The following is a 9265-nucleotide window of genomic DNA, read 5'->3' as shown; positions in this document are numbered from 1 at the left end:
TCTCCTCCCGGGGCACCGCGCCGACCAGCCGCACCCGGTCGGCGACCCCGCACTTTTCGGCGAGGGCCCGCAGCCGTCGGGCGTGCGGGTCGGTCTCCAGCAGCCCCTCGGGCGGGCCGCCCACCACCACGCACTCCGCGTCCGGCACCAGGGACATCGCGCGGATCACGTCCTGGAAGCCCTTGCGTTCCACCAGCCGTCCGACGGTCAGGACGCGGGCCCGGCCGGGGTCCCGATCGGCGGCCGGGCCGAGCGGGGCGAAGGTGGCCAGGTTGACCCCGGACGGGACGACGGTGATCCGGTTGCGGGGCACCCCGAGGCGGACCAGCTCGCCGACCTCGTCCTGGCACTGCGCCACCACCCGGTCGACGGCCCGGCCCAGCTCCCGTTCGTCGCGGATCCGGCCGGGCGGGCTGGTGTCCTGGGCGCCCTGGTGCCGCCGCTTCACGGTGCCGAGGGCGTGGTACGTCTGCACCACCGGCACCCCGGTCCGCCGGCCGGCGGCCAGCGCGGCCAGGCCGCTCATCCAGAAGTGGGCGTGGACCACCTCGGGCGTCCAGTCGCCGGCGCGCCACCGCTGCGCCAGCCAGTGGCCGAACGCCGGCATGTGCGGCAGCAGCGCGTCCTTGGCCACCGGCTCGGCCGGGCCGGCCGGCACGTGCACCACGTCGTACCCGTCGGGGGCGCGGACGGTCACCGGCAGGTTCCACCGCGTCGCGGCGGGTGTACACCCGCACGTCGTGACCGGCGGCGACAAGCGCGGCGGAGAGCTCCGCGACATGCGTGTTCTGGCCGCCGGCGTCCTCGCCGCCGAGGACGGCGAGTGGACTGGCGTGCTCCGAGATCATCGCGATGCGCATACTTCCTCCTCCAGCAGCCGGTCCCAGTCGGCCAGGAAACGCTCCAGGCCGTAGCGGTCCCGGGCGGCCTTGCGGGCCGCCGCGCCCGCCTGCCCGGCTGCCTCGGGGTCGTCGAGGAACCGGCGGGCAGCCCCCAGCAGGTCGTCGACCCGGGTGGAGAGCGCACCGGCCTCGGGCGGCACGGCCACCACCGCCTCGGTGGTGGCGAGCGCGACGACGGGCATGCCGATGGTCATGGCCTCGATGAGGCTGAGCCCGAGGGACGTCCACCGGCACAGGTGCAGGTACGCCCGCCGCCGGCCCAGTTCGGCGTGCATCCGCTCCTGGGGGACGTCGTCGTGGCTGGCGACCCGGTCGGCGGGCAGCCCGAGCCGGTCGGCCAGGCCGGTCACCCCCATGCCGAAGACGTCGAGGGGGGCCAGCTCGGCGAAGCGGGGCAGCAGGTCGGTGCCGGTGACCCGCCAGCGGCGTACCGGTTCGTTGATGACGACGGCGAGCCGGTCGAGTTCGCCGGTCCACTCGACGCCGGGCGCGACGACGCCGTGTTCGACGACGGCGGTGCGGGTGGCGCCGTTGTCCCAGAAGAGTTCGTTGAACCCGGTGACGTGGGTGAGCAGCAGGTCGTCGCGGTCGGCCATCGGGTGTCGGGTGTTGGGCACGTCGCCCTTGGGGGTGTTGTGCTCGACGTAGATCGCCGGCACGTCCCGGCCGACCCGCCGGCCCAGCCACTCGCAGGCCAGGTCGAACTCCTCGGGGCGCTGGAGGACGACCACGTCGACGTGGGCCCGGCGCAGCTCGTGGGGGGTGATCTCCACGGCGTTGTCCGGCCACGGGTAGGTGCGGGCCCGACCGAGGCCGTAGGGGCCCCGGTCGGGGGTGACCGGCACCAGGTAGCGGTGTCTGCCGTGCACGAAGGACGTGGGTCCAGGAGCCGTGTACGTGCCACACCAGGACGTACAGCGGCCGCTCCCGACGCCGCCGGCCGGCACGGCCACCCGGGCCGGCGCACCGCCCGCCAGCCCACCGCCGGGGCCACCGTCACCGGCCGCGCCACGAGGACCGGCCGGGCTGCCGTCACCGGCCGGGCTGCCGTCACCGGCCGGGCCGGCGGTCGCGTCGGCGTGGACGCCGAGGAGGCGGAGCGCGTCGAGGACCGCGTCGGGGTCGACCCCGGCCAGGCAGGGGTGCCCCGGGACCGGGCAGGTGGCGGCGCGGGTGTCCCGGCAGGGGGCCTCGGCGTCGCCGAGGCGCACCGTGGGCACCCGGTACGGCCCCCACTGCCCCGTACGGGACGGTCGGGGCGAACAGGCTGACCACGGGCACGCCGAGCGCGGCGGCCAGGTGGGCGGGCCCGGTGTTGCCGACGACGAGGGCGGCGGCGCCGGCGACGATCCCGGCGAGCTCGGCGAGCCCGGTGCGCCCGCCGAGGTCGTAGGCACCGGCGGCGGCGGCCCGGGCGGTCAGTTCGCGTTCGGCGGGTCCGCCGGTGACCACCACCCGGTGGCCCGCCCCGGTGAGCGCCCGGACGATCCGGGCGGCCAGTTCGGGCGGGCAGGCCCGCGCGGTCGCCGTCGAGCCGGGGTGCAGCACCACGTACCCGGGGCGGTCCAGTTCCGGTGGCGGGGCCGGCACCGCGTCGCGGCGCAGGCGCAGCCGGGGCTGGTCGTTGTCGGGCAGGGCGTGGCCCGCGGCGGCGGCCAGGGCCAGGGCCCGCTCCGGCTCGGGTACTCCCGCCGGCGACCGGTGGCGCACGTCGAGGAGGCTGCCCGGGTAGTCGTCGCTGATCGCCGCGATCCGGGGGACGCCGGCCAGGCGCAGCAGCAGGGCCAGCGGCAGCGGCGACTGGTGGAAACTGGTGAAGATCACCGCCTCGTCCGCCCCCACCGCCGCCAGCCGCTGCACCAGCCGGCCGGTCCGGTCCGCGTCCACCCGACCCGGGTCCGGGTCGATCCACTCCAGGGGCCACTCGATGATCTCGTCCACCCCGGGCAGCAGCTCCGCCGCCGCCCGGCCGCGCGGCCCGCACAGCAGGACCACCCGCCGCGCGTGCGCGGCCACCGCCCGGATGCCCGGCCCGGTCACCAGGACGTCACCGGCCGAGTCGCTGCGCACCACCAGCACCGTGCCCGCCGCGCGGGGCGCGACGGGGAGCACGGCGGCCTGCCGGCGCAGGATCTCCTCGACCGCCGCCGACAGGGTGGGGCTGACGAACGGGGCCGCCGCCACCTCCTGGGGCCGGGTCACCGGCGTCGGCACCAGCATCGCGCACGCCCCGGCGGCCAGCGCCGCCGTCATGTCCCGCCCGATGTCCCCGACCACCACGCACCGCTGCGGCGTCGTGCCCAGCCGCGCCGCCGCCGCCCGTACCAGCCCCGGGGCGGGCTTGCGGCAGTCGCACCCGGCGTCGTCGTGCGGGCACACCTGCCACGAGTCGAACGGCCCCAGCAGCTCCTCGACGCGGGCGTGCACCCGGGCGAGCTGCTCCGCCGTGAAGTACCCACGGGCCAGCCCGGACTGGTTGGTCACCACCGCCAGCCGCAGCCCCGCGGCGCGCAGCCGGTCCAGGGCCTCCCGCGCGCCCGGCATCGGGCGCACCTTCTCCGGATCACCGTTGTACGGCACGTCCTCCACCAGCGTACCGTCGCGGTCCAGCAGCACCGCGTCGAACAGGAGACCGCCGGACCTGCCCCGGCCAGCACCCGGGTCGACCCGGGCTGACCTGCGCTGATCCGGTTTCATCTGGTCCCGTCGCACGCGCGGCGGGTTCCCTGCGCCCCGAGGAGTAAACGTTCCCCTCCGGCGCGGTGCCGCCACCGTCGAAGGCCCCGGCGCGGGGAGGGTGGCGGGCGTCGTGTGCGGTGCCGCGACACCGGCTCGTGCGTCGGCTCCGGTGCGGCGATACCCGCCGCCGCCGAGAAGCTAACCCGCGCGGGTCGTTAGCGGCTGCCGGGATCCGGGTATGGGAGTGCCGTGGCGATTGTGGAGAAAGTGATCCAGGCACCTCCGCAGCAGGTCTTCGACGTACTCGCCGACGGCTGGACGTACAGCGACTGGGTGGTGGGCACGGTACACGTGCGCGACGTCGACGACGCCTGGCCCCGGGTCGGTGCACGGCTGCACCACAAGGCCGGGCCGTGGCCGTTCTCCCTCCAGGACGCCTCCACCGTGCTGGCCTGCGAGCCCCCGCACCGGCTGGTGCTCAAGGCGGGGCTCTGGCCGGCGGGCGAGGCGACCGTGGACTTCAGCCTGGAACCCGTCGGCGACGGCGCGACGCGGGTCCGCCTCGGCGAGGACTTCGCCGCCGGCCCGCTGCGGTGGGTCCGCAACAAGCTCAACGACCTGGTGCTGCACCAACGCAACAAGGAGACGCTGCGCCGGCTGTCCGACATCGCGACCCGGCAGAAGGCGAACCGGTGAGGGGCCACGACGCCCGGACGACGCTCGGAGGGCGGCGATGACCCAAACCGTGATGATCACCGGGGCCAGCGCCGGGGTGGGCCGGGCGGTCGCCCGGGCGTACGCCGAGCGGGGTGTACGGCTGGGGCTGATCGCACGGGGCTCGGCCGGGCTGGCCGCAGCCGAGCGGGACTGCCGGCAGCGGGGCGCGGCGGACGTACGGACGTACCAGGTGGACGTGGCCGACGCGGGGGCGGTGCAGCAGGCCGCCGACGACCTGGTGCACCACGCGGGCGGGCTGGACCTCTGGGTCAACGACGCGATGGTGTCGGTGTTCGCCCCCGCCTGGGAGATCACCGCCGCCGAGTTCCGCCGGGTCACCGAGGTCAACTACCTGGGCACCGTGCACGGCACCCTCGCCGCGCTGCACCACATGCGCCCGCGCGGGCGCGGCGCGATCGTGCAGGTCGGCTCGGCGCTGGCCTACCGGGGCATCCCGTTGCAGTCGGCGTACTGCGCGAGCAAGCACGCCATCCAGGGCTTCAACGACTCGCTGCGCGCGGAGCTGCTGCGGGAGAATCCGGGGGTGCGGCTGTCGATGGTGCAGCTCCCGGCGATCAACACGCCTCAGTTCTCCTGGGTGCGTACCCGGCTTCCCCGGCACCCGCAGCCGGTGCCGCCCATCTTCGCGCCCGAGGTCGCGGCGCGGGCGATCCTCTGGGCCGCCGACCACGGCCCGCGCGAGCTGAACGTCGGCGGGCCCACCTGGAAGGCCCGGCTCGGCGACGTCGTGGCCCCGGGGCTGCTCGACCGCAAGCTGGCCCACGACGGGTACGACAGCCAGCAGACCGACCTCCCGATCGACCCGGCGACCTGGCGGGACAACCTGGACTTTCCGGTCGACGACGAGACCGACCACGGCGCCGAGGGGGTCTTCGCCGAGCGGGCACGTTCCCGGTCGGCGGCGCTGTGGGTGAGTGCCCACAAGCCCGCCCTGTCGGTGGCCGGCCTGCTCACCGTCGCCCTCGCCGCCTCCGGCCTGGCCCGTCGCCTGCGCTGAGGCCCGGCTGGCACCCGGCCCGGCTCCCGCCCTGCGCACGGCATGTCACGCGCGCGGAACGGGGAGCCATTACGACATGGAACGGGCAACTGGCTACCCTCTCAGGTAAACCTGTCGGCAAACCGAGGATGTCCGTCATGATCGAACCCGTGCAGTTGCCCGCGCCCTGGCGGGACGCACGCCTGACCGTCGTGGTTCCCACCTACAACGAGGCGGGGAACCTCCCGGTCCTGGTCGAACGGCTCCTCGCGCTGCCGCTGCCGGGCCTGAAGGTGCTGGTCGCCGACGACAACTCCCCGGACGGGACGGGCGAGGTGGCCGACAAGCTGGCCATCGAGCACCCCGACCGGGTGGAGGTCGTGCACCGCGCCGGCAAGGAGGGCCTCGGCCGGGCGTACGTCGACGGGATCGGCCGGGCGCTCGACGGCGGCGCGGAGTACGTGGCGCAGATGGACGCGGACCTGTCCCACCCGCCGGAGGCGCTGCCCGGCATGCTCGGCGCGCTGCTTTCCACCCGGGCGGGTGTGGTCATCGGGTCCCGGTACGTGCCGGGCGGCCAACTCGACGAGGCGTGGCCGTTGTACCGCCGCGCGCTCAGCGGCTGGGCCAACCTGTACGTGCATACGCTGCTACGGGTGCGCATCCGCGACCTCACGGCGGGTTTCAAGATCTGGCAGGCCGACGCGCTGCGTGACATCGGGCTGGACCGGGTGCAGTCCAACGGCTACAGCTTCCAGGTGGAGATGCACTACCTGGCCACGAAGCTGGGGCACACCATCCTGGAGGTGCCGATCCGGTTCGAGGAGCGCCGCGACGGCGCCTCGAAGATGACCACCGCCACCAAGATCGAGAGCGCCCTGATGCCGTTCATGCTGCGCTCCCGGCACCGCAACATCGAACGCTGACCACCCGTTCGGGCCCGCGACGGGTTCGGGCGCTGGCGGGTTCGGGCGCTGGCGGGTTCGGGCGCTGGCGGGTTCGGGCGCTGGCGGGTTCGGGCGCTGGGCAGGTTGGTCCGTCCCACCGCCTTTGGAACTGCCCCGTCGATGCGCCCAGGTGGGGAAAGCGCGGACGGCGGGTCCGCGACGCGTCCGCGCCTCGCCCGCCACGACATCGGCGCACCACCGATGCGACACCACCGATGCGACACCAGCGCCCCGTTCTCGCGGGCAGCTCCAAAGGCGGATCAGCACCGCAGCCCGGCGACGCTGAGCGCTAGACCGGACGGCTCAGCGGTAGACCGCCCGGTGGGCCACGCCGACGACGCCCGCGTACAGGCCGCCGGTGACCGCCCGGTCGCGGGCCAACGCCGCCCGGGCGGCGTTCGCGCCCGGCGCGCCGTGCACCCCGCCGCCCGGGTGGGCGGAGGCGCTGGCCAGGTACAACCGGTCCACCGGGGTGTCCGCGCGGCCCAGGCCGGGAATCGGCCGCAGGAAGAGCTGCTGGTACGCCGCCGCGGTGCCGCCGCCCAGCGCCCCGCCGACCAGGCTCGGGTCGCCCCGTTCCAGGTCGGCCGGGCCGGCGACGTGCCGGCCGAGGACCCGGGCGCGGAAGCCCGGGGCGGCGGCTTCCAGCACGTCCTCCATCCGCTCGACGTGCGCGGCGACGTCCTCGGCCCGCCAGTCGCGCCGAAACGGCAGGTGGGTGTACGACCACAGCGATTCGGTGCCGGCCGGCGAGCGGCTCGGGTCGGCCACGCTCATTTGCCCGACCAGCAGGAACGGGTCGCGCGGCAGCTCACCCCGGGCCAGCTCGGCGGCGTACGTGGTCAGCCCGTTGAGGTCCGCGCCGAGGTGCACCGTGCCGGCGGTCGCCACCGCCGGGTTGGTCCACGGCACCGGCCCGGACAGCGCCCAGTCGACCTTGAGCGTGGAGCCGTCCCAGCGGAAGTGCGCCAGGTCCTGCACGAGCCGGGGCGGCAGGGCCGCCGGGCCGACCAGGTCGAGGTAGAGCGCGGGGGCGGGGACGTCGGCGAGCACGGCCCGCCGGGCCCGCCAGGCGCCGCCGCCGACGGCGCGTACCCCCACGGCCCGGCCCCGGGCGGTGAGCACCCGGTCGACCCGGGCACCATAGTGGATCCGGCCGCCCCGCTCGGTGAGCCGGTCCACCAGCGCGTCGGTGATCCGCTGCGCCCCGCCGACCGGGACCGGCCAGCCAACCTGCTGGCCGAGCATGGCCAGCAGCCAGCCGTACACGCCGGAGCCGGCCTCCTCCGGGCAGAGGTCGGTGTGCAGGGCGCAGCCGGCCAGCAGTAGCTTGCCGCCCTCACCGTCGAACAGCTCGGCGCCGAGCTTGCGGACGGGAACGACGAGCCGGCGGGCCAGCCGCAGCGCGCCGCCGACCCGCAGCCGGCGCAGCAGCCCGACCCCGCCGCGCACCGGCGGGAAGGGGCTGGTGATCGTCTCCAGCATCGGCCCGGCGACGTCGAGCCAGTCGCCGTACGCGTGCCGCCAGCGTTCCCCGTCGGCGGGCGCGAACGCCGCCAGCGACGCGGCGGTGGCGTCGAGGTCCCGGTTGAGCACCGCCGCCCGCCCGTCGGGCAGCACGTGGGCCAGCACGTCGGGGGCGTGGGTCCAGCTCAGGCCGTGCCGGTCGAGGCCAAGCCCGGCCAGCACCGGGGAGGCGTACCCGAGGGGGTAGAAGGAGCTGTAGAGGTCGCTGAGGTAGCCGGGGACCGTCACCTCGGCGGAGCGCACCGCGCCGCCGGGCGAGCCGGTCGCCTCCAGCACCAGGACGTCCCAGCCGGCGTCGGCAAGCAGGTTCGCGGCCACCAGGCCGTTGTGGCCCGCCCCGACGACGATCGCGTCGGCGCTCTCCGGGCCGCTCGGCACGCCGGCCCCGGCGTCGGTCGGGATGCCGGTCGAGGTCATCCGATCCGCCTACCCGGGGCCGGTCCGGGCGAAACGCGTTTGCCGGGCCGGGGCCGGGGGATGCACCGCCGCATGTACACGGTTGCGCAGCTCATCGGGGGTGTCTGGGGTGCCGGCGGCGCGGGGGGCGAGCTGGTCGTCCACGATCCGGCCGACGGCCGCCCGGTCAGCACCGTGCCGGTGGCGACGGCGGACGAGGTCGGCAAGGCGGTGGAGGCCGCGCGGGGCGTCGCGGCCGGCTGGGCGGCGACGGCCCCGGCGGAGCGGGCCGCTGCCCTGCACCGGGCCGCCGACGCGGTGCAGGCCGCCACGGACGAGTTGGCGGCGGCGGTGACCGCGGAGATGGGCAAGCCCCTCGCGGACGCCCGGGCCGGCGTCGAGGCGGGCGTCGGCACCCTGCGACAGTACGCCGAGCTTGCCCCGGTGCGGGGCGGGCGCACGCTGCTCGGCGGCACCGAGGCGATCGATTTCATGGCCCCCGGACCGCGCGGCGTGGTCGCCGCGATCACCCCGTGGAACGACCCAGTGGCCGTCTCCTGCGGGCTGCTCGGCGCGGCCCTGGTCACCGGCAACGTGGTGCTGTACAAACCGAGCGAGCGGACCCCGGCGACGGGGTGGCTGCTGGCGCGGGCGCTGGACGCCGCCCTGCCGCCCGGGGTGCTGTCGGTGCTCACCGGCGGCGGCGAGGTCGGCGCGGCGCTGGCCGGCGCCGACGTGGACGTGGTGGCGCACGTGGGCTCCTCCCCCACGGGACGGGCGATCGCCGCGGCGGCGGCCCGCACCGGGGCCAAGGCGCTGCTGGAGAACGGCGGCAGCGACCCGCTCGTCATCGACGCCGGAATCGACCCGGTCTGGGCCGCGGAGCAGGCGGCGCTGGGCGCGTTCGCCAACGCGGGGCAGATCTGCGTGGCGGTGGAGCGGATCTACGTGCACCGGGACGTGGCCGAGGACTTCGTCGACGCGCTCGTGCGGCGGGCCGAAGCGCTGCGGGTCGGCCCGGGGCGGGACCCGCAGACCGAGCTGGGGCCGCTGGTCGACCGGCGACACCGCGACCACGTGCACGGACAGGTGACGGCGGC

5 protein-coding genes and 3 pseudogenes are annotated in these 9265 nt (G+C 76.1%); 4 read left to right on the top strand and 4 right to left on the bottom strand.

Annotated features, from left to right (window positions below):
* From MCAG_RS24920 to MCAG_RS24910, 3 pseudogenes are all read right to left on the bottom strand, one after another.
* Nucleotides 1-860, bottom strand: a pseudogene (locus MCAG_RS24920) (glycosyltransferase); the annotation flags it as partial.
* Nucleotides 845-1820: pseudogene (locus MCAG_RS24915) on the bottom strand (glycosyltransferase). The pseudogenes MCAG_RS24915 and MCAG_RS24920, both read right to left, overlap by 16 nt.
* Before the next feature lie 164 nt (nucleotides 1821-1984).
* Nucleotides 1985-3518, bottom strand: a pseudogene (locus tag MCAG_RS24910) (HAD-IIIA family hydrolase); the annotation flags it as partial.
* Between the two features lie 312 nt (nucleotides 3519-3830).
* Between MCAG_RS24910 and MCAG_RS24905 the strand changes: the two are divergent.
* From MCAG_RS24905 to MCAG_RS24895, 3 genes are all read left to right on the top strand, one after another.
* Nucleotides 3831-4277, top strand: coding sequence for an SRPBCC family protein (locus tag MCAG_RS24905; protein ID WP_036375133.1), 447 nt, complete (start codon nucleotides 3831-3833; stop codon nucleotides 4275-4277).
* Between the two features lie 37 nt (nucleotides 4278-4314).
* Complete coding sequence (locus tag MCAG_RS24900; RefSeq protein ID WP_007075722.1) at nucleotides 4315-5316, top strand: SDR family oxidoreductase; 1002 nt, start codon at nucleotides 4315-4317, stop codon at nucleotides 5314-5316.
* 137 nt (nucleotides 5317-5453) lie between these two features.
* On the top strand, nucleotides 5454-6221 hold the full coding sequence (locus MCAG_RS24895; protein WP_007075721.1) for a polyprenol monophosphomannose synthase: 768 nt from the start codon (nucleotides 5454-5456) through the stop codon (nucleotides 6219-6221).
* A 324-nt stretch (nucleotides 6222-6545) separates the two neighbouring features.
* Here MCAG_RS24895 and MCAG_RS24890 read toward each other — a convergent pair whose 3' ends face one another.
* Nucleotides 6546-8186, bottom strand: a complete 1641-nt coding sequence (locus MCAG_RS24890) for an NAD(P)/FAD-dependent oxidoreductase (RefSeq protein ID WP_050778054.1) — start codon at nucleotides 8184-8186, stop codon at nucleotides 6546-6548.
* A 72-nt stretch (nucleotides 8187-8258) separates the two neighbouring features.
* Here MCAG_RS24890 and MCAG_RS24885 point away from each other — a divergent pair.
* Nucleotides 8259-9265 (top strand): aldehyde dehydrogenase (locus tag MCAG_RS24885; RefSeq protein WP_036377968.1); only part of this gene is annotated, 1007 nt, incomplete at its 3' end.

The sequence above is a fragment of the Micromonospora sp. ATCC 39149 genome (assembly GCF_000158815.1).
Taxonomy (GTDB): domain Bacteria; phylum Actinomycetota; class Actinomycetes; order Mycobacteriales; family Micromonosporaceae; genus Micromonospora.
Note: the sequence above shows the minus strand (reverse complement) of the source record. Positions and strands in the feature narration are given on the sequence as shown.